The organism is Methylorubrum extorquens (genome assembly GCF_024169925.1).
GTDB classification, from domain to species: domain Bacteria; phylum Pseudomonadota; class Alphaproteobacteria; order Rhizobiales; family Beijerinckiaceae; genus Methylobacterium; species Methylobacterium extorquens_A.
Genome location: NZ_JALJXF010000001.1, coordinates 3,763,622 through 3,784,400, shown reverse-complemented (window position 1 = coordinate 3,784,400; position 20,779 = coordinate 3,763,622). Strand labels below are relative to the sequence as shown.

General features: G+C 69.4%; 18 protein-coding genes. 7 read left to right on the top strand and 11 right to left on the bottom strand.

Annotation, left to right across the window (positions count from 1 at the left end; translation table 11 throughout):
- Positions 1-114: 114 nt before the first annotated feature.
- Entirely contained in the window at positions 115-1,041 is a 927-nt protein-coding gene (locus J2W78_RS17650; RefSeq protein ID WP_253372607.1) for a class I SAM-dependent methyltransferase, read from the top strand.
- Positions 1,038-1,766 carry a pseudouridine synthase gene (locus J2W78_RS17645; protein WP_253372605.1) on the top strand — a complete coding sequence of 243 codons (729 nt, stop codon included), beginning with the start codon at positions 1,038-1,040 and terminating at the stop codon, positions 1,764-1,766. The genes J2W78_RS17650 and J2W78_RS17645 overlap by 4 nt, the downstream gene beginning before the upstream one ends.
- A gap of 4 nt (positions 1,767-1,770) precedes the next feature.
- On the opposite strand, the gene J2W78_RS17640 is transcribed toward J2W78_RS17645, so the two are convergent.
- Entirely contained in the window at positions 1,771-2,394 is a 624-nt protein-coding gene (locus J2W78_RS17640; protein WP_253372603.1) for a Pr6Pr family membrane protein, read from the bottom strand.
- Positions 2,395-2,501: 107 nt separating this feature from the next.
- On the opposite strand from J2W78_RS17640, the gene J2W78_RS17635 reads away from it, so the two are divergent.
- Both J2W78_RS17635 and J2W78_RS17630 read left to right on the top strand, forming a co-directional pair.
- Entirely contained in the window at positions 2,502-3,293 is a 792-nt protein-coding gene (locus tag J2W78_RS17635) for a hypothetical protein (RefSeq protein ID WP_253372601.1), read from the top strand.
- A 206-nt stretch (positions 3,294-3,499) separates the two neighbouring features.
- Entirely contained in the window at positions 3,500-3,808 is a 309-nt protein-coding gene (locus J2W78_RS17630; protein WP_253372599.1) for a hypothetical protein, read from the top strand.
- 7 nt (positions 3,809-3,815) lie between these two features.
- On the opposite strand, the gene J2W78_RS17625 is transcribed toward J2W78_RS17630, so the two are convergent.
- The 8 genes from J2W78_RS17625 to rlmH all read right to left on the bottom strand — a co-directional run bounded on the left by J2W78_RS17625 (position 3,816) and on the right by rlmH (position 13,874).
- Complete coding sequence (locus J2W78_RS17625) at positions 3,816-5,744, bottom strand: potassium transporter Kup (RefSeq protein WP_253372598.1); 1,929 nt, start codon at positions 5,742-5,744, stop codon at positions 3,816-3,818.
- 95 nt (positions 5,745-5,839) lie between these two features.
- Positions 5,840-6,496: a DUF2939 domain-containing protein gene (locus J2W78_RS17620; RefSeq protein WP_253372596.1), complete on the bottom strand. Its 657-nt coding sequence runs from the start codon at positions 6,494-6,496 to the stop codon at positions 5,840-5,842.
- Positions 6,497-6,523: 27 nt separating this feature from the next.
- Positions 6,524-7,111: an RNA pyrophosphohydrolase gene (locus J2W78_RS17615; RefSeq protein WP_253372594.1), complete on the bottom strand. Its 588-nt coding sequence runs from the start codon at positions 7,109-7,111 to the stop codon at positions 6,524-6,526.
- Positions 7,112-7,255: 144 nt separating this feature from the next.
- Positions 7,256-8,944, bottom strand: coding sequence for a methyl-accepting chemotaxis protein (locus J2W78_RS17610; RefSeq protein WP_253372592.1), 1,689 nt, complete (start codon positions 8,942-8,944; stop codon positions 7,256-7,258).
- 365 nt (positions 8,945-9,309) lie between these two features.
- Complete coding sequence (locus tag J2W78_RS17605; RefSeq protein WP_253372590.1) at positions 9,310-10,518, bottom strand: divergent polysaccharide deacetylase family protein; 1,209 nt, start codon at positions 10,516-10,518, stop codon at positions 9,310-9,312.
- Positions 10,519-10,669: 151 nt separating this feature from the next.
- On the bottom strand, positions 10,670-11,992 hold the full coding sequence (locus J2W78_RS17600) for a S41 family peptidase (RefSeq protein WP_253372588.1): 1,323 nt from the start codon (positions 11,990-11,992) through the stop codon (positions 10,670-10,672).
- Complete coding sequence (locus J2W78_RS17595; protein ID WP_253372586.1) at positions 11,992-13,380, bottom strand: murein hydrolase activator EnvC family protein; 1,389 nt, start codon at positions 13,378-13,380, stop codon at positions 11,992-11,994. The genes J2W78_RS17600 and J2W78_RS17595 overlap by 1 nt, the downstream gene beginning before the upstream one ends.
- On the bottom strand, positions 13,377-13,874 hold the full coding sequence (gene rlmH, locus J2W78_RS17590) for a 23S rRNA (pseudouridine(1915)-N(3))-methyltransferase RlmH (protein ID WP_253372585.1): 498 nt from the start codon (positions 13,872-13,874) through the stop codon (positions 13,377-13,379). The genes J2W78_RS17595 and rlmH overlap by 4 nt, the downstream gene beginning before the upstream one ends.
- Positions 13,875-14,113: 239 nt before the next feature.
- Between rlmH and J2W78_RS17585 the strand changes: the two genes are divergently transcribed.
- Positions 14,114-15,424, top strand: coding sequence for an MFS transporter (locus J2W78_RS17585; protein WP_253372583.1), 1,311 nt, complete (start codon positions 14,114-14,116; stop codon positions 15,422-15,424).
- A 252-nt stretch (positions 15,425-15,676) separates the two neighbouring features.
- Positions 15,677-17,626 (top strand): putative bifunctional diguanylate cyclase/phosphodiesterase, encoded by a 1,950-nt coding sequence (locus tag J2W78_RS17580; protein WP_253372581.1) that lies wholly within the window; start codon positions 15,677-15,679, stop codon positions 17,624-17,626.
- Between the two features lie 48 nt (positions 17,627-17,674).
- On the opposite strand, the gene J2W78_RS17575 is transcribed toward J2W78_RS17580, so the two are convergent.
- The gene (locus tag J2W78_RS17575) at positions 17,675-18,301 is read right to left on the bottom strand and encodes a 2-hydroxychromene-2-carboxylate isomerase (protein WP_253372579.1); all 627 of its coding nucleotides are present in this window, start codon (positions 18,299-18,301) and stop codon (positions 17,675-17,677) included.
- 174 nt (positions 18,302-18,475) lie between these two features.
- Here J2W78_RS17575 and J2W78_RS17570 point away from each other — a divergent pair, with 174 nt between their 5' ends.
- Positions 18,476-19,717 carry an argininosuccinate synthase gene (locus tag J2W78_RS17570; RefSeq protein WP_253372577.1) on the top strand — a complete coding sequence of 414 codons (1,242 nt, stop codon included), beginning with the start codon at positions 18,476-18,478 and terminating at the stop codon, positions 19,715-19,717.
- Between the two features lie 10 nt (positions 19,718-19,727).
- Here the strand turns inward: J2W78_RS17570 and J2W78_RS17565 are convergent, their stop codons facing one another.
- Positions 19,728-20,723, bottom strand: a complete 996-nt coding sequence (locus tag J2W78_RS17565) for a DUF4424 family protein (protein WP_253372576.1) — start codon at positions 20,721-20,723, stop codon at positions 19,728-19,730.
- Between the last annotated feature and the right edge of the window lie 56 nt (positions 20,724-20,779).

The window sequence follows — 20,779 nt, the reverse complement described above, 5'->3', positions numbered from 1 at the left end:
CGCGCGGGATCTGGACGATCCTTCGAGGCCGCCGCTCCGCGTCGGCACCTCAGGATGAGGGCGGGGGCTGGACGGATCGTGCTCCCGATGGCCGCAGCCTGAATGCCAACCCCCATGCCCCAAACCGACTCCGACATCCGGGCCATCCTCTACGGCCTCCCTCCCGCAGACCTCGCGGAGGTGCCCGAGGACGCCGCCCAGGTCTCACCGCTGATCCCCGGATCGGCGCGGCTGGAAGATGTCGCCGAGGCGAGCCTCGACTCAGCCCTGTTGCTGGCCCCGCCCGGCACGGCGGAGCGGCGCTACGCCCTGGCGCTCGCGATCCGCGCCGTGCGGCCCGGCGGGCGACTGGTGGCGATGGCGCCCAAGGACAAGGGTGGCACCCGGCTCGCCAAGGAGCTGCGCGGCTTCGGCTGCGCCGTCACCGACGAGCCGCGACGCCATCACCGCATCTGCACGGCGACGCGTCCCGAGGTGCCCGCCGGCCTTGAGGCCGCATTGGCGGGCGGCGCCCCGCGCCACATCGACAACCTCGCGCTCTGCACCCAGCCCGGAATCTTCTCCTGGGACCGGCTCGATCCCGGCAGCGCCCTGCTGCTGCGGCATCTGCCCGTGCTCTCGGGGCGCGGGGCTGATTTCGGCTGCGGCCTCGGCATCCTGGCCCGTGCGGTGCTGAAATCGCCGAAAGTCGCGTCGCTCGCCCTGATCGACATCGACCGCCGCGCCATCGAGATGGCCCGCCGCAACGTCGGCGAGCCCGGCGCCACCCTGCACTGGGCGGATCTGCGCAGCGCCGAGCCGGCCCTGTCGGGCCTCGACTTCGTCGTCACCAACCCGCCCTTCCACGATGGCGGCTCCGAGGATCAGGCGCTCGGCCAAGTCTTCATCAACCGCGCGGCGGCGGTGCTGCGGCCGAGTGGAACGCTCTATCTCGTCGCCAACACCCACCTGCCCTACGAGGCGCCCCTGCGCGCCGCCTTCCGTACCGTCACGACGCTGGCGACGGAGGGGGGCTACAAGCTGTTCGAGGCGCGTAAATGAAGGCGCTCCGCCTCGACCGGCTGCTGGCCAATCTCGGCTACGGCTCGCGCCGGGAGGTCGAGGGGCTGGCCCGCGCCGGCCTCGTCCGCCTCGACGGGCAGGCCCTGCGGGACGCCTCGCAGCGCATCCCGCTCGCGCCCGATCTCTCCGCCCGGATGCGGGTGCAGGGCGAGGCGCTCGATCCGCTGCCGGGTCTCTGCCTGATGCTGCACAAGCCGCTCGGCGTCACCTGCTCGCACAAGGAGGTCGGGCCGCTGGTCTACAGCCTGCTGCCCGAGCGCTGGCGGCGGCGCGATCCGGCGCTCTCCACCGTCGGGCGCCTCGACAAGGAGACCTCGGGCCTCCTGCTGATGACCGATGACGGCGCGCTGCTGCATCGGATCATCGCGCCGAAGGCCAAGGTGTCCAAGCGCTATCGGGTGACCCTGGCCCGCCCGCTCCAGGGCGACGAGACCGCGATCCTCGCCTCGGGCGAGATGATGCTGGAGGACGAGGACAAGCCGCTCCTGCCGGTGGAGATGGAGACCGACGGCCCGACCCATTGCACCGTGACCCTGCACGAGGGCCGCTACCATCAGGTCCGGCGCATGTTCGCCGCGCTCGGCAACCACGTCGATGCCCTCCACCGCGACCGCGTCGGCGGCCTGGCGCTCCCCGCGGACTTGCCGGCGGGCGAGTTCCGGATCCTGGGGCCCGGCGAGATCGCCACTTTGTTCGAGGGGTAGCGCTCTATCCTGCCACGGCCCTGCGCCGCGCGAGGCGCCGGTCGAGGAGCACCAGTGTCCATCCGACCGTGAGGAAGGCCGCCGCGATCGCCCCGGCATAGGCCGCCACCGGCCCCCAGCCGATCTTGCCCACATCGAGGAACGGGTAGGGATAGCGCGCGTCGTAGGCGCCGCGCACGAGCGTGTAGCCGAGGTAGATCAGCGGGTAGCTCGCAAACAGCGCGAGATCGCGCAGCGCAAGGCGCCCCTTCGGCACGAAGGCGAGCCAGAACAGCGGCACCATCACCGGCAGCGCTTGGTGGAGCAGGACATCGCCGACGAGGTCGCCGCCGCGCAGGGTCCTGACCCCGTAGAGCAGCAACCGCTGCACGAGGCCGACGAGCAGGGTCGCGAGCACGGTCGTGGCGACGAGCCGGGGCTGGGCCAGGGCCGGCACCCGCAGGGCGATCCCACCGAACACCGCGAGGACGAGGAGCCCGGTGAGGTTCGTGAAGTAGGCGGCCATGATCCAGGCCGCGAGCGGCATCGAGCCGGTCCGGCCGAACACGGCGGAGAAGCCGACCCCCACACCCACGGCGGCGCAAAGTGCGATCAGGGCCGCAGCGAGGCGGGCGGGGCGGGAATTCATGGCCGGATCACGTCTGGGCGGAAGTGGCAGCAGCTTCTGGCTCCTGTTCGCGACCAAGACGTGACGCGGCTTGACACGCGAGGCCCCGTGCCGGACGCCACCGGCCCGTGCTGCTCGATCTCCTGCATCTCCTCACCACGCCCGCGCCGCGGGCCCAGCGCCGGCTCGGCTACCTGCGCGACAGCATCTGGCTGATGTCGCGGGCGCGTCGCTGCCGCCGGGCCTGGGCGCCGCATCTGGAGGCGAGCCGGGCGGTGATGCGCGCGGCCATCGCCGCCACCGAGCGGCGCGACACCGCCGTGGTGCTGGGCTCCGGGCTCCTGCTCGACGTGCCGTTGGCGGATCTCGCCAAAACTTTCCGGCGGGTGGTGCTGATCGATGCCGTGCATCTCCGGCCCACCCGGCGCGCGATCCGCGCCTTCCCCCATGTCGAGACGCTGACGGCGGATCTCAGCGGCGCGATGGCGCTGATGACCGGTGCGGCGCGCGATCTCGATCCCCGCCTGCCGCCGGTCTGCGCCGAACCCGGCACCGGCCTCGTCATCTCCGCCAACCTCCTCTCGCAACTGCCGATCCGCCCGGTCGAACGGCTGGAGGCCTCGCGCCGTCCCCTCGGGGCCTGGACCTCGGCGGACGGCGACGCCTTCGGCCGCCGGATCGTCGAGGGCCATCTCGATGCGCTGGCGGGCCTGACGGCGCGTGTCTGTCTCGTCACCGACATCGACGAGACCGAGGAGGACCGGCAGGGGCAGGTCCACGCGCGGCACGACCTTCTCTACGGCGTGCGGCTCGGACGTCCAGAGCAGGCCTGGACCTGGGAGCTCGCTCCGTTCGGCGAGACCGCGCGCGGCCGGCGCCTGATCCATCGCGTCGCAGGGTTTTCGCATTGGACGCCGTGAGATGAGCCCCCGCCGCCATCGCTGCGGGCATCCGTCGAACTCTCAGAACAAAATAAGAAGAACGATCCAGGTGTTCGGCTGTCTGGCAGTCCCGAAGGGTTTATCTGGCGAGATCAGCCGGTACATCCAACTCGATTGTCGGATCGGGCGGAATGTTCGGATAATCTGATCGGGAAAAACAGAAAAGACATTCGGGAGGTTTCAGCATGATGCGCCGCTTCTCCATCCTTCTGCTTGCCGCGATCCTCGCGCCCGGTGCCGCCAGCGCCCTGTCGATGACCGACACGCTGGAGGCGTGGCGGCAGAGCTCGACCATGGATCGCCTCCAACTCGCGACCCGCTTCGGCAAGTCGTTCGTGTCGGTCAACGAGAGCTTCACGGCTGGCTACTTCGTCAAATGCATCGACGAGGTGGCGGGCTATTCCAATGCGCAGAAGGCCAAGATCGAGGACGCGGTCCGCGAATGCGTCGCCTCGCAGCTCCGGATGACGGGCAAGGGACAGGCGGACGAGTAGCCGCCTCTCAAATCTCGATCTCGGTGCCGATCTCGATCACCTGCCGCGCCGGCACGCAGAAATGGGCGCCGGTGCGCTCGGCGTTGTTCTGCATCACTGCGAAGACCGCCTCGCGCCAGTCCGACATGCCGCGCTGGTCGGAAACGGGGATGATCGTCTCGTGGCCGACGAAGACGGTGAGATCCTCGGTGAACTCCTTCGGCAGGAGGCCGGCGCCGACGGCACAATCCAACCCCTCGGGGATCGAGGCCGATTGCATGAAGCCGTAATGCAGCACGACGCGGCGGATGTCGGGGGTGATCTCGGTGACGCGGGCGCGCTCCTCGCGCGGCACCGTCGGCGTCTCCTCGAACAGGGCGGTCACGATCAGCACGCGGGCGTGCAGCGCGCCCAGGCGCTCGACGAAGCGCAGCATCGGCAGCGGGATACCTTCGGTCGCCGAGGACAGGAAGGCGGCCGAGCCCGGCAGGGTCGTCGGCGGCTCGTGGCGGAGGCTCTCGAGGAAGTGTGCCTCCGGCGGGCGCAGGCCCGTGCGCGCCTGTTCCAGGCAGGTGTTGCCCTTGAGCCATGTCAGCATCAGGAAGGCGATCGCACCCGCCAGCAGCAGCGGAAACCAGCCACCCTCGAATAGCTTCACGCTGTTGGCCGAGAGGAAGATCAGGTCGATCACGAGGAAGAAGCCGTTGACCGCAAGCACGATGGGCCAGCCGAAACCCCATTTGCGGGCGACGAGGCCGGCGAGCAGGGTTGTGATCGCCATCAGCAGCGAGACGGCGATGCCATAGGCCCCGGCCAGCGCGTCGGAGGAACGGAAGATCAGAACGGCCGCCAGCGTCGCGGCGGCCAGCAACCAGTTCACCAGCGGCACATAGATCTGCCCGCTCTCGTCGGGCGCGGTGTGGACGATGCGCAGCGGCGGCAGGAAGCCGAGCTGGATCGATTGCCGGGTCAGCGAGAACACCCCCGAGATCACGGCCTGTGAGGCGATGACGGCGGCCAGCGTGGCCAGCCCGATCAGCGGGTAATGCAGGACGCCCGGCGCCAGGCGGTAGAACGGGTTCTCGGCCGCGGACGGATCGACCAACAGGATCGCGCCCTGCCCGAAATAGTGGATCACCAGCGCCGGCAGTACGAGAACGAACCACGCGACGCGGATCGCCCGCGCGCCGAAATGGCCGAGATCGGCATACATCGCCTCGCCGCCGGTGACGGCGAGGAAGGCCGCGCCCAGCATCGTGAAGCCGACATGCAGGCCGGCATGCGCCGTGAACTCGACCGCGCGCAGCGGATTGACCGCCGCCAGGATCTGCGGCGCCTGCACGATGCCGCCGATGCCGAGGGCGGCCAGCACAAGGAACCAGACCAGCATCACCGGCCCGAAGATCCGGCCGATGAAGGCCGCCCCCTGGCGCTGCACGAGGAACAGGCCGACGAGGATGACCAGCGTGATCGGGACGATGAAGCGGTCGAGGGCGGGCGCATCGACCCGCAGGCCCTCCACCGCCGAGAGCACCGAGATCGCCGGGGTGATCGCGCCGTCGCCGTAGAGCAGGGCGGCGCCGACGAGGCCGACCACGAGCAGCAGTGCCTGCCGCGAGCCGGGTTGCGCATGGCGGGCGCCGAGCAGCGCCAGCATGGCGACGATGCCGCCCTCGCCGCGGTTGTCGGCGCGCAAGATCAGGATCGCGTATTTCAGCGAGACGACGAGGATCAGCGCCCACAGGATCAGCGAGACGGCGCCGGTCACTGCGACCGGGCTCGGATTTCCGCCCGGACTTGCGGCGCGCACCGCCTCCTTCAGCGCGTAGAGCGGGCTCGTGCCGATATCGCCGTAGACGACGCCGAGGGTGGCGATCAGCAGGCCGGCGCCAAGGCGGCGGCCCGGCCCGGATACCGATCCGTCCGCTCCGGAGAGGGGGGCAGCGGGCTCGCTCAAGACTGCGCTCCGAAAGGCGGGGCCGTTGGTGGCGATTCACCTATGGGGGCGGCGGATTAAAAGCCAGGGTCTTTCGTAATTGTGTGCCGGGTCGATTACGGCTCGCGAGACGGGGAGGCATCCGGCCCGGTCTTGTCGGGGTTGGGGCGGCCGTCGCGCAGCCGAGCGGCGGCGGCCGCCGCCTTCTCGGCGATGCGGCGGCGCAGGTCGTCGGACAGCTCGATATCGACGAGGCGCCAGCCCCAATCGCGCAGGCGTAGGCGGATGCGGAACTGCTCGTGGCGTGGCCGGTCCGGCGGCACGGCGACCAGCACGGAGCGGAAGCCGCGCATGTCGGCGGCGAGATAGTAGCGCAGCAGCCGCTTGAGATCGGGGATGCGCAGGCCGTCGCGCCGCTCGTGCCGGCCGGCCGGCGCGGCGAGGTCGGCGCCCTGCGGCCAGCCGTCGTCGAGGAGGTCGATCACGGCCTTCGGCGTCAGCGCCGATTCCATGATCGGGAGTGCGACCGCCGCCGCCGCGTCGGCGATGCGCTGCCGCTCGCGCGGATCGAGGGCGTTGCTGTCGGCCTTCACGGCGGCGCTGATCTGGCGCGCGAGCGACAGGCGCAGCGTGCGGAAGTTGACCCGCTGCTCCACGGCTGCCGCGTCGCCCGCCTGCACCGCGGCAGCGAAGCCGTAGAGCGACCAGAACGGCGTCAGCGTGTAGGCGAACCAAGCCGCCACCGCGAGAAGGGGAATGAGCCACCACCGCATCGGATCAGCCGCGGATGCGCGGATGGATCATGCCGGGTTGTCCCCGGCCCCATTGTCCCCGGCGCCATGCCAGCCCGTCAGCCCGGAAAAGGCCGCGACGACGCCCTCGTAGACGGGGCGCTTGAAGGGAACGATGAGGTCCGGCAGCGTTTCCAGCCGCTCCCAGCGCCACGCCTCGAATTCGGGCTTGTGATGGCCGCCGCCGGGGGCCTCCACGTCGATCACCGACGCGTCGCCGGTGAGGCCGAAGGCGAACCATTTCTGGCGCTGGCCGCGGTAGCGGCCCTTCCAGGCCTGCTTCATCACCGCGGGCGGCAGATCGTAGGCGAGCCAGTCGCGGGTTTCGCCGAGCAGCGTGACGGCGTCGGCCGGCACGTTGGTCTCTTCGTGGAGTTCGCGGAGCGCCGCGGCGAGGGGCTCTTCCCCCTCGTCGATCCCGCCCTGCGGCATCTGCCACGCGAGATCGCCATCGACATGTTCGGGGCCCGCCTCGCGCTTGCGCCGCCCGATGAAGACGCGGCCGTCGCGGTGGAACAGGGTTACCCCCACGCAGGGGCGGTAGGGCAGCGCGCTGCCCTCGGGCAGGCGCAGGAGGTCGTCGTCGGGGCGGGTCATGGCGGGCTCGTGCTGGCGGCGCGACCATAGGAGGCCGAACCGGTGCGGGCAACGCCGACCTAACCCCTATCTGAGGCCGTAAAACGAGCGTGGGCGCGGCCTCGGCCGAGCCCACGTCTTTCCCTGCCGTTCCCGAGGTAGAACTCAGGCGGCGCGCACGTTGGCGAGGAAGCGGCCGACTTCCGCCGAGAGATGCTGGGACTGGTGCGACAGCTCGGAGGAGGCGGCGAGCACTTCGGCGGCGGTCGCCCCCGCCTCCTCGGCGGCCTGCGCCACGCCCGCGATGTTGCTCGTCACCTCGCCCGCACCCATGGCCGCCTGGGCGACGTTGCGCACGATCTCCTGTGTCGCCGCGCCCTGCTGCTCCACCGCTGCCGCGATCGAGGCCGCCACCGAACTGATCTCCTCGATGCGCCCGGTGATGCTGCCGATGGCCGAGACCGCGTGGCCCGTGGTCTCTTGAATGCGGCCGATCTGGCCGGAGATCTCCTCCGTCGCCCGTGCGGTCTGGTTGGCGAGTTCCTTCACTTCCGCCGCGACCACCGCGAAGCCGCGGCCGGCCTCACCCGCGCGCGCCGCCTCGATGGTGGCGTTGAGGGCAAGCAGGTTGGTCTGCCCCGCGATCGTGGTGATCATGGTGACGACGTCGCCGATCTTGGAGACGGCCGCGCTGAGAGCCCGGACATGGGCCGCCGTTTGCGCGGCCTCTCCCACCGCCGCCTGGGCGAGCGTCGAGGAGCCGCTGACCTGCCGACCGATCTCCTGCACCGAGGCGCCCAGCTCCTCGGCCGCCGCCGCCACGGTGTTGACGTTGGTCGCGGCCTCTTCCGCCGCTGCCGCCACGCTGATCGATTGGCCGGCGGTACGGGTCGCGGCGCCGGTCATGCCATGCGCCGAGGCCTGCAATTGGGCTGCGGCGGACGAGACGAGGCTGACGACGCCGCCGACCGCGCCCTCGAACCGCTCCGCCATCTCGCGCATCGCCGCCTTGCGCTGCGCTTCCGCCCCGGCGCGGGCCGCGGCGCTCTCCTCCTCGAGGTTGCGCATGCGGATCAACCCCGCCTTGAAGATCTGCACCGCGTCGGCGATCGTCCCGATCTCGGTCCGCCGACCCTGATGCGGGATCGTCACCGTAAGGTCGCCCGCAGCCAGCGCCTGCATCGGCTCGACCACGGAGGCGATACCGCGGGTCACGCCGCGGGTGATCAGCACCGCGAGCAGGATCGCGAGGACGAGCCCGAAGACGAGGACGGCAAGGCCGATCGTCCGCACCTGCTGGAACACGGTCTCGCCCTTCGCCATCGCGCGTGCGGCGCCTTCGTTGTTGAAGGCGATCAGCTTCTCCAGGGCGTTCGACATCGCCCGGCGCGGGGCGAGGCCTTTCGCCTCGTAGTGGGAGAAGGCGTCCGCCTTCCGGCCCTGACGCGAGAGATCCATCACGGTCCGCCGCTCGGCCTCGAAGGTGGCGGTTTCCCGCGCATAGGTATCGTAGAGCGCCCGCTCCGCGGCATCGGTGATCAGGGTCTCGTAGGCCGCGCGCTTGTCGGTGATGAGCTTGCCGAAGCGCTCGAAATCCTTGTCCATGGACGCGATCAGTTGCGGGTCGGTCGCTTGCGTGTGCCGCAGCATCACGCCGTTCATCCGCGCCGCCGCCGTGTCGATCTCGCCGAGCAGGCGCACGCTGGGAAGCCAATTGCGCTCGATGTCGAGTGCTTGGTCGCGCATCGTCTGCGTTCCGACGAGGCCCAGAACCCCTAAGCTGACGAGAAGGATCGTCAGAACCGTGAATGAAGCGATGAGCTTGCTGCGAATGGGAAGAGTTTGGAGCGACACGGAGGACTCCGACAGGAACGGCTCGCGCGATTCTGCTGAGCGAGCGGCGGGATCCTGGCCCGAAAACACTTACCGGATCGCGAATTGTTCAAATGATTTTGCGCGGCGTGACAGGATTAAATGGATGTATGCTTCGTAGTGAGCCGAAGACTGACATGAGTCGATTTTCATGCAATTTGCGCGTGTCCCATGCGCCAAGAAGGCAGGGCAAGCGTGTCACGGTGTGCCGTCCGGAGATTTGCCGGGGTCAGACGGCATCACCTCGACGAACTCGCTCGATCGGGCCGGCTCCTGACCAATCCGGCCGGATGACCGATTTTGGATGGCCGCCATCCCACCATCGGCAACCGCCGTTCGGGCGATGTTTAAGGCGCCGCGCTCGTCAGCTTGGAGACGTTGCCCGGGCGGCGCAGGATCGCGCTCACCGGCACGAGCCGGATGCCGCGTGCCTCCAGATCGCGCGACCACCGCGACAGGCGCTCGATCGTCAAGGGCGAGGCACTGGACGAGGCCAGCACGAGGCCCTTCTGCCGAGCCAGCGTCTCCAGGCGTGCGAGTTCCGCGTCGATGGCGTCGGGCCGCGCGACGGCGTCGATCACGATCTCGGCCCGCGCGGTCGGCAGCTTGGTCTTCGCCGCGGCGGTCGCGACCTGCGAGCCGGGCGCCGCGCCGTCATCGACGAAGCCGAGCCCGCGGGCGGATAGGTCTTTCAGCACCGGTTCGAGGGCGGCGGGCTCGCTCATCAGCTTGGCGCCCATGAAGTTCACGGCCGCGACGAAGCCGGGGAACCGGCTCATCGCCCAGGCGGCCCGGTCGAGGTTCTCGCCGGGGCGGGCCGAGGCCAGGAGCGTCTGCGGCCCTGGATCGCTGTCGGGATAGTCGAACGGCTCCATCGGCAGTTGGAGCAGGATCTCGTGTCCGGCCTCGCGGGCGCGGGTCGCGGTCTTTTCGAGATCGTTGCCGTAGGGCGAGAGCGCGAGGCTCACTGCCGCCGGAAGCCGGGCGATGGCGCCGAGGGTGGCGTTCTCGCCGATGCCGAGACCGGACACGAGGATCGCGATGCGCGGCCCGGTGCCGGGCTCGTCCGGGCGGGCGTAGACGTCGAGCGGCCGCAGCCGTCCTTCGCCGAGGCGGGGCAGGGGGCCGTGGCGCCCGCGCTCGGTCAGACGCGAATCGGGGGCCGGCGCGAGCTTCACCTGGGCGGCGTTCGGGACGCGGATGATCACCGGTGCATCGGGTGCCGTCGAACCGTCGGGGCGGAACACGCTGACGCCGGAGGCCTGTTCGACCTCGCTGGCGGACTGGGCCGGTCCCTTCGAGGCGGGCGGTGCAGGGTCTGCGATGCGGGGGGCGGAGGCCGGGGCCTCGCGGATCTCGATGAGCGCTTGGGCCCGAGGCTCGCCGCCGCGGGGATCGCCTGTGAGCGCGATGCCACCGGCGATCAGCGCCAGAATCATAGCGCCGCCGCCCGCCGCCGCCGCGCCTGCGGACGGGCGCAGGGCAAAGCGGGGACGGGCCGCCTTGTCCGCGACACCGAGAGGCTTCGTCAGGATGTCGTCGGCCGCGTCGCTCACCCGCCGTCCTGCCTGTTGGCGCATGCTCTGAGAACCGGGCGCAGCCTCCAACGAGAAACGGCCCGCAATCCCGGTCTGAACCGGTATTGCGGGCCGTCATGGTTAATCTTTCCCTAACACCGCAGCGGATGCCCGCTGCGGGCCGGCACAATCAGTTCTGCGTGGCCGGCTTCGTCACGTTGGCCGCACCCTTCTGGATGCCGTGCAGGAAATCGACCGCAGAGATGAGTTGCTTGTCCTTGGCCGGATCCGGCGGGATGTAGGCCGAGGAACCACCGCGCTCCTCGGTGTCCTTCTGCTTCAGGTGGCCCTTCAGGCCGGCCTCGCCCTTGGTCTCGTCCTTGCCCTTCAGGTCGTCGGGCACCTCCTGCAGCACCTCCTGATCCGGCTCGATGCCCTTCGCCTGGATCGAGCGGCCGGACGGCGTGTAGTAGCGCGCGGTGGTCAGGCGCAGGGCGCCCTGGCCGCCGAGCGGGATGATCGACTGCACCGAGCCCTTGCCGAAGGAGCGCGTGCCCATGATGGTCGCGCGCTTGTGATCCTGCAGGGCGCCGGCCACGATCTCGGAGGCCGAGGCCGCGCCGCCGTTCACCAGCACCACGATGGGCTTGCCCTTGGCCAGATCCCCGGCCTTGGCGGAGAAGCGCTGCGTCTCGTCCGGGTTGCGGCCGCGGGTCGAAACGATCTCGCCGCGGTCGAGGAAGGCGTCGGACACCATCACCGCCTGATCGAGCAGGCCGCCGGGGTTGTTGCGCAGATCGAGCACGTAGCCCTTGAGCTTGTCGCCGCCGATCTCGCCCTGGAGCTTGTCGATCGCGGTCTTCAGGCCGTCATAGGTCTGCTCGTTGAACTGGGTCAGGCGGACATAGCCGACATCACCGCTCTCGACCTTCGAGCGGACGGGGCGGATCTTGATGACGTCGCGCGTCAGCGAGACGTCGAGCGGCTCCTTGGCCTCCTTGCGGGAGATCTTCAGCTTCACCGTGGAGTTCACGGGGCCGCGCATCTTGTCGACGGCTTGGTTCAGGGTGAGACCCTGGACCTGATCCTCATCGATCTGGGTGATGATGTCGTTGGCGAGCAGGCCGGCCTTGGAGGCGGGCGTGTCGTCGATCGGCGAGACGACCTTGATCAGGCCGTCCTCCATGGTGACCTCGATGCCGAGGCCGCCGAACTCGCCCTTCGTCGTCGTCTGCATGTCGCGGAAGGATTTCGCGTCCATGTAGCTCGAATGCGGATCGAGCGAGGTCAGCATGCCGTTGACGGCCGACTCGATCAGCTTCGACTCCTCGGGCTTCTCGACGTAGTCGGTCCGCACCTTCTCGAACACGTCGCCGAACAGGCTCAGCTGCCGGTAGGTCTCCGCCGAGGCCGCGATGGCGCTCGTGCCGGACAAGAGCTGGGTCTGGGTCGACAGGGCCGAGGCGCCGACGCCGAGGACCGCGCCGAGTAACACGAGGGACACTTTGCGCATTATCCGCGAACCTTCTCGCTGGAACTTCTGGCCCACCACGGCTCCGGATCGATGGAGCCGCCGTCTTTCCTGAATTCGACGTACAGGACGGGATCAATCCGATCATCGTCCTTCTGTGACGCAGCCTGCGTCACGTTCGCCGGCGTGCTTGCCGGGGTGCCGCTGCCCTCGCCCATCACGGCTACCGGTTCGCCCGCCAGTACGAACTGGCCGACCTCGACGTTGATCTGATCCATCCCCGCGAGCAACAGATAGTAGCCGTCGCCCGCATTGATGATCAAGAGACGCCCGTAGGAGCGAAAGGGTCCGGCAAACGAGACCCATCCGTCCGCGGGCGAGGAGACCACCGCCTTCGGCCGCGCCCGCAGCGAGATGCCGCGGGTGGTGCCGCCCTGGCCGTCGGGCTGGTTGAAGCCGCGCAGCAGGGGGCCGCTCACCGGCCTGGGCAGATCGCCGCGGGCTTCCGTGAACTTCACCTTGGGGGCGAGCCGCGCCGGATCGCGCGCGCCGGCTGCCGCGAACTTGTCCTGGATCGCCCGCTGCTCGCGTTCGGCGGCGGCGCGGACGGCGTCGGCGGCGCGGCGGGCGCTCGACAGCTCGCCCTCCATCCGGTCCACGAGTTCCTTGAGCGATTTGGCCTGGGTGCCGAGCTCGGTACTCTTCTGGCGCTCGGCGGTGAGGCTGGTCTCGACCTCCGCCTGCCGGCTGCGGCGGGCCGCGATCAGCGCGTCGAGGCGCTGGCGCTCGGCGGCCCAGCCCGCGAGATCTTTCTTCAGCGCCTCGCGGTCGGCGGCGATGAGGCCACGCACCCGCACCAGTTCGGTGAGGTCGCCGGCCAGGGTGTCGGCCTCGCCGCGCAGCTCCGGCACCACCGCGCCGAGCATCATCGAGGTACGGATCGCCGCCAGCACGTCCTCGGGGCGCACCAGCACGGCCGGCGGCGGGCGCCGGCCCATGCGCTGGAGCGCGGCCAGGATCTCGGCGATGACCGCGCGGCGCGCCTCCAGCGATTTGCGGATCGCCGCGTCGCTGTCGGTCAGCGCGCGCAGGCGCTCCTCCAGCCGGTTCATCCGGTCCTCGGTCGCCTGGGCTTGCCGCCCGGCATCGAGCAGGGCGGCGCTGAGCTTGGTCCGGTCGGAGCCGATCGCGGCGATCTCGGACTCGAGTGCTGCCCGGTTGCCGCTGCTGGCCGCCAGCGCGTCCTCGATCTGCTTGAGGCTTTGGGCGCGGCGATCCCGCTCCTCCTGCGTGCGCCGCATCGCCTCCGGATCGGGCACCGTCTGCGCGCGCACGGGCAGGGCGAGGCCGCCTGCAAGGCAGGCAAGAGCCGTCAGCGTGGCCGTCAGGATCGTTGCCGACCGGAAATGCGCCGTCACCTTGGATCTCATGCCTCGGGATCGCCCCGGTGATAGGGGTGTCCGGCCAGGATGGTCAGTGCCCGGTAGACCTGCTCAAGGGCGAGCACGCGCACCAGGCCGTGCGGTAGTGTCGCCGCCCCGAAGGCGAGAATATGGTCGGCACGCCCGCGCACATTCTCGTGAAGGCCATCCGCCCCGCCGACGACGAGGACGAGGCTGCCCCGCCCCGCATCGCGCCATGACCCGATCTTGTCGGCGATGCGCTCGCTCGGCCAGTCGGAGCGGCCGCGCTCGTCGCAGGCGATCACTGCCGCGTCGCCCGGCACCAGGGCGAGGATCGCCGCCGCCTCCTCGGCGATGCGGTCGGCCGAACGGCGCGCGCGCGATTCGGGGATTTCGGCGAGGTCGCAGGCGGTGACGCCGAGGCCCTTCCCGAGCGCGACGGCGCGCTCGCGGTAGCGGGCGGCGAGATCCCGCTCCGGCCCGTTCTTCAGGCGTCCGATGGCGACGACGAGCAGGCGCAAGGGGCGTGAGCGATCCCGTAAGCAAGGTGACGGGGCGCGATAGCACGATCATGCCGGGGGCGGGGAGCCGATCGCGCCGGAAAACGTCGCCGGCAATGCAGTCTGCAAGACGAGAGCACGGCCGAGCCGGGGTGGCGGCGCGGCGGCGGCGACCTACCTGCCGCCCTCACGAACGCCTTTGGCCCCTCAGCCGTCCTTCCGCTGCGCCCACCCCTCCGGGATCTCACGACAGGATCACGATGCACTCGCCCGCCAGCGCCGCCCCGACGCGCCTCGACCGCAAGGCCGTGGGAGCGGTCGTGCTCGGCAACGCCCTCGAATTCTACGATTTCACGATCTACGCCTTCTTCGCCAAGTCGATCGGCGCGACCTTCTTCCCCTCGGACAGCCCGACCGACAGCCTGCTCGCCTCGCTCGCCCTGTTCGGGATCGGCTACGTGATGCGCCCCGTGGGCGGCGTGCTGATCGGCGCCTTCGCCGACCGGGCCGGGCGCAAGCCCGCCATGCTCATCACCATCGCGCTGATGGCCGTCGGCATGCTGATGCTGGCGGCCTGCCCCGGCACGGCGGTCCTCGGCGTCTGGGCTCAGGTGATCGTGATCGCCGGGCGGCTGATCCAGGGCCTGGCGCTCGGCGGCGAGGTCGGCCCCTCCACCGCCTTCCTGATCGAGGCGGCCCCGGCGCGGCACCGCGGCTTCGTCGCGAGTTGGCAGATCGCGAGCCAGGGCTGCGCCGCCCTGTTCGCCGGCCTGTTCGCCACCGTGCTGACCCTGGTGCTCGGCGATGCGGCCATGGCCGATTGGGGCTGGCGGCTGATGTTCGGCCTCGGCCTCCTCGTCGTGCCGGTCGGCCTCGTGATCCGCAGCCATCTGCCGGAGACGGCGGGCGAGGGTCACGATCCCGCCGCCGCCGGTTCGACGGGGGCCGTGCTCGGCCGCCTGCTGCGCCAGCACGGACGGATGCTCGGCCTGACCTTCCTCATCATCGCCGCCTCGACCGTCTCGAACGCCATCGGCACCAACATGCCGGTCTATGCCGGGGCAACGCTCGGTCTCTCGGAGATGGCGGCCAACGCCGTTCCGATCGCCCTGGGGCTGGCCTCGGTGATCTTTCCGCTCCTCGGCGGTTGGCTTGCCGACCGGTTCGGGCGCAAGCCGGTGCTGATCTGGCCGCGGGCCCTGATCCTCGTGCTCGCCGTGCCGGTCTTCCTGTGGATGCTGCGAGAGCCGAGCGCGCTCAGCGTCTACGCCGTCACCTTCCTGCTCTCGGCCCTGTCCTCGATCAACGCGGCGGCGATCATCGTCGCCATTCCCGAAGCCCTGCCGCGGGCGGTGCGCAGCGCCGGGCTGTCCATCGTCTACGCGCTCTCGGTCTCGATCTTCGGCGGCAGCACGAACTACGTCGTGAACTGGCTGATCGCCGCGACCGGCGACCGGATGGTGCCGGCCTACTACCTCGCCGCCTTCAGCCTCGTCGGCACACTCGCCGCCCTGCTGCTGCCGGAGACGCGGGGGCGGGATATCCATGTCGACACAGCGACGCGGAGGTGAATCCCGGCAGCGCGTCATCGCCGAGGGGTAGGCCTTGGCGAGCCGGAGAGAACCCGATCGGGCCCGGGCATCCAAGGCGATCGGTGAGAGGGGGCGGAAAGCGTCGCGTTCGCGGTGAGAGCGCTGTCTCGCCAATGTCCGCGGGTTCGGAGACTGAGTATTTCGGTGCAATGAATCCTTAGGAGAAATAAGACTTAGTGTGTCTCTGTCAGAGGACGCACGACGACGTGTTCGTGGCCCGGTGAGATGAGAATGAGATTCTTTCGCGGCCGCCGAGAACTTCTGAGCGGTATCGTGCCAATTTATACGGACCCGGAAGCTTGCATCCGCCAGCTCAGGGAGTTGCAGAAGCAGATCCCGTCGCTCTATGCGCTGCTCTCCGTCAACGCCTGCGCCCTCGCCTTCACCCATTACCCTTTTGCGCCGGCTTGGCTGACCGTCGGGCTCCCCGGCGCAATGATCGGCTTGTGTGCAGTACGGGCCGTGCACTGGTGGCGTCTTCGGCCGCAGGCGATGTCCGGGGCCGCCGCCGTCAAACGGATGCGCGGCACCAGCTTCCTCACCGTCCTGTTCTCGGTCCTCTTCGTCGCTTGGGCGATGACGCTCAACGCCTATGGCGGCCCGTTCGAGCAGGGCCACGTCGCGATCTTCGTGGCGATCACCGTCATCGCCTGCATCTTCTGCCTGACGCATCTGCCGGCCGCGGCGCTGATGGTGACCGTCATCGTCATGGGCAGCTTCCTGATTCACTGCTTCACGAGCGGCAACAGCGTCTTCATCGCGATCGCGCTCAACACCGCCTTCGTCACGGTGGTGATGGTGCGTATCCTCACCAACAACTTCCTGGCCTTCCTGCAACTGGTCGAGTCCAAGGCCGAAGCGCAGCGACTCGGCGCGGAGAACCAGCGGCTGGCGCATACCGACAGCCTCACCGGGTTGCCCAATCGGCGCTATTTCTTCCAGCGTCTCGACGCTTTGATCACCGCCTCGGCGACCGAAAACGCCGCCTTCGCCCTCGCGATCTTCGACCTCGACCGCTTCAAGCCGATCAATGACACGTTCGGCCACACCGCCGGAGACCGGGTGCTGGAGGAAACCGGGCGCCGTCTCGGCGCCTTCGCCGTGGACGGCGTGACGGTCGCGCGCCTCGGCGGCGACGAGTTCGGCGTGCTGATCCACGCGGTCGACTGCACGGCCGCCGCGGTCGAGCTTTGCAACCGCATCTGTTCGGCGCTGCACACGCCGATCTCACTCGGCGAGACGCAAGTCGTGCCGGGATGCTCGGGCGGCTTGGCGCTGTATCCCAGCGCCGGACGCGCCGCGGACGCGCTGTTCGACCGGGCCGATTATGCGCTCTACCATTCGAAGGAGCGGAAACGCGGGACCACGACCCTGTTCTCGCAGGAGCACGAGGACGCAATCCGGGCCGAGCGCGCGGTCGAGACCGCTCTCCAGAGCGCGGATCTCGCCGCCGAGATCGAGATGCACTACCAGCCGATCCTCGACACGCTGACGGATCGCATCACGACGGTCGAGGCGCTGGCCCGCTGGACGAGCCCCAAGCTCGGCCGCGTGCCGCCCGACCGCTTCATCGCCGTGGCGGAGCGCTGCGGGATGATCCACTCGGTGACTCTGCTTCTCCTGCGCAAGGCGCTCGCCGACGCAGGCAGGCTCCCGCCCGAGATCGGCCTGTCGTTCAACCTCTCCTCGCACGACCTCGCTTCTTCGGAGACGGTCATCGCGATCCTCGCCGCGGTCCGGCAGAGCGGGATCGATCCCCGGCGGATCACGCTGGAACTGACGGAGACCGCGCTGATGCGCGACTTCGAAGGAGCGCAGAAGGCGATCACGCTCCTGCGCGCGCTCGGTATCAAGATCGCGCTGGACGATTTCGGGACGGGGTATTCGAGCCTGAACTACGTCCACCGCCTGCCGCTGGACCGGATCAAGATCGACCGCGGCTTCATGGCCAATGTCGAATCCGATCTCGGGCGCAGCGTCGTGATCACCATCCTCGATCTGTGCCAGAACCTCGGTCTGGACGGCATCGCCGAGGGGATCGAGACCACGGCGCAATTGAGCGCGGTGCGCCGCCACGGCTGTCGCTACGTTCAGGGCTATCTGATCGGCATGCCGAAGCCGATGTCGGAGTTGCTCGGCGGCCTTCGCGGCGTGGCGGAGGCGCACCCGGTTTCCGCCTGAAGCGGCCGGGGCGCCTCGCGCTGCCCGTGTTCCTTCGTCTCTGCCCGCTTACTGCAGGCCATCGGGCCGGTCGCCCGCAGCCCAGGCGAGCGCCTGTTCCAGGCGGTCGTTGCCCCAGAACAGTTCGCCGTCCTCGGTGAGAAAGCTCGGCGCGCCGTAGATGCCGCGGGAGCGGGCCTCCTCGCCGGCCACCTTCAGGCGGCCCTTGTTGGCCTCCGAGGCTGCCGCCTTGAGGATCTGGGTGCCGTCGAGCCCAAGTGCATCGAGGATGCGCCCCACTGCTGCCGGCTCGGCGATGGAGCCGCCCTTGGCAAAACTCGTCTCGAACACCGCCTTCGAAAACGGCACCAGCCAGTCCTGATCGGCGCCGTAGGTCGCCACGCGCACCGCGCTCAGCGAATTCTGCGGGAAGGGATTGGGGCGCGTGACCGGCGGGAGCCCGAGCCGGGCGGCCTCGCGGTCAAGGTCGCGCCACATGTTGCGCCCCTTGGCCGGGTAGAGGTTGAACGGCGAGTTGGTCCAACCCTGCGACGCGAAGATCGGCCCGAGCAGGAACGGTCGCCAGCGCAGCTCGACATCGGCGGTCTTGGCCAGCGCCTCGATGCGCATGGCCGAGAGGTAGGAGTAGGTCGAGGCGAACTCGTACCAGAATTCCAGGGTCGCTCGCCGCGGCATTCGTCGATTCTCCGGATCGGCTCGTCCGTCCTGCCGGTGACCCTACCACGTCTGCGGCGGCACTCCGGGGCAGGCTGGATCGGAAACGAGGCAACGGGCATGCCGCCCCGCCGGTTGCGCGCCGCGCGCCTCCGCTGTTAATCCGCCTGCACCCTGTTGCCCGAGCCCAACACCATGTCCGACGCCAGCCCCAACAAATCCGTCAAGAAGGTCGTTCTCGCCTATTCCGGCGGGCTCGACACCTCGATCATCCTCAAGTGGCTTCAGACCACCTATGGCTGCGAGGTCGTGACCTTCACCGCCGATCTCGGCCAGGGCGAAGAGCTGGAGCCGGCGCGCCGCAAGGCCGAGCTGCTCGGCATCAAGCCGGAAAACATCTTCATCGAAGACCTGCGCGAGGAATTCGTCCGCGACTACGTGTTCCCGATGTTCCGGGCCAACGCGGTCTACGAGGGGATCTACCTGCTGGGCACTTCGATCGCCCGGCCGCTGATCGCCAAGAAGCAGATCGAGATCGCCGAGCGCGTCGGGGCCGACGCCGTGTGTCACGGCGCCACCGGCAAGGGCAACGATCAGGTCCGGTTCGAACTCGGCTACTATGCGCTCAAGCCCGACGTGACGGTGATCGCCCCCTGGCGCGAGTGGGACCTGCGCTCGCGCGAGCAGCTCATCGCGTTTGCCGAGCAGCACCAGATCCCGATTGCCAAGGACAAGCGCGGCGAGAGCCCGTTCTCGGTCGATGCCAACCTCCTGCACGCCTCCTCCGAGGGCAAGGTTCTGGAGGATCCGGCGGTCGAGGTGCCGGATTACGTCTATTCGCGTACCCTCTCTCCCGAGGACGCGCCGGACACGCCCACCATCGTCACCATCGGCTTCGAGCGGGGCGACGCCGTCTCCATCGACGGCGAGGCGCTCTCGCCCGCCACGCTGCTGGCCAAGCTGAACGAGCTCGGCCACGCCAACGGCATCGGCCGGCTCGATCTGGTCGAGAACCGCTTCGTCGGCATGAAGAGCCGCGGCATGTACGAGACTCCCGGCGGCACGATCCTGCTGCCGGCCCACCGCGCCATCGAGTCGATCACGCTGGATCGGGGCGCCGCCCACCTCAAGGACCAGCTGATGCCGCAATACGCAGAGCTGATCTACAACGGCTTCTGGTTCTCGCCCGAGCGCGAGATGCTCCAGGCGCTGATCGACAAGAGCCAGGAGAAGGTGACCGGCGAGGTACGGCTCAAGCTCTACAAGGGCGGCGTCCACGTCATCGGCCGGACGAGCCCGCACTCGCTCTACGATCAGGACCTCGTCACCTTCGAGGAGGGCGCCGTCGCCTACGACCACCGCGACGCGGCCGGCTTCATCAAGCTCAACGCCCTGCGCCTGCGTACCCTGGCGCAGCGCAAGAAACGCGAGGGCTGAGCCCCGCGCTTCAGCGATCCCCTAGGAAGGCGGGATCGTTCGAGACGAGGAGCACGCGCAGGTCGGAATCCGGGACGTAGTCGCGGGCTTCCCAGACGAAGGTGGTCGGACCCGTCTTGCGCACGCCCTGGCGGCAGAAGCTGACGAGGGCGTCCGCACGGCCCTTGTCCACCGTCAGGGTGAAGCGGCCGATGCGCCCGGCCCAGTTGCGGGCCGTGGTGACGATGTAGGGCACCTCGAAGGCGCGGGTGTAGCCCTCGGGCTTCGCCGCGGCGAGACGTCGGATTCCGGAGAGGCCGGCATCGTCGAGGCAGTAGCGCGCGCGGAAATCGCGCGCCGCGGCGTCCTTGGGCGAGAGGAACCAGTTGCCGGCGATCGGCGCATAGCTATGGGCGATGCGCAGCTCGGCGTCCGCCGGAAACACCTGCTCCCAATGGAACTTGGCCTCGCTGCGCCACTGCGCGCCGGCGTCCGGCGTCGCATCGGACAGCAGGTCGGCCTTGTGCAAGGCCTGGAGGTCGGCCGGCGAGAGCCGCTTGAGCGCCGTTTCCAACTCTTCGCGCCGCAGCGGGTTGAGCGGAAGCCCCTGCTGTTTGAGGCGTTCCGTGATCTCCTGCGTACCGTGGAACGCGCGCTCCTCCAGGGCCGGCTCGATCGTTCGGCCGTCGGCCTTGACCGTGAAGCCGACGAAGTTGGCGCTTCCCCGAACCGGCAGCGAGAGGGCGCTGAACGAGAGTTCGGCCCCGTCGATGGGCGGGAGCGGGAAGGCGAGGCGCAGGGTGCGCGGCGCCTTCGAGCGGTTGCGGAAGACGTAATCGACGTCGATGCGGTCGATGCCGATGCGAAGATCCTCGCTCGCCAGTTCGATCTCGGCATCGCGCACCAGAACGAGGCCGCCCGCGTCGAGGGTGGCGGCGCTGTCGTTCGCCCGGACGGGTAAGGTCACGGATGCCAGCGCCAGAATGAGGGCGCCCGGCACCGTTCCCGTGATCCATCCTCGCTTCATCCGGCCGCTCCCTCTTGCAAACGCTGCACCGCTGATAGGCGGGCGGCACAGCGATT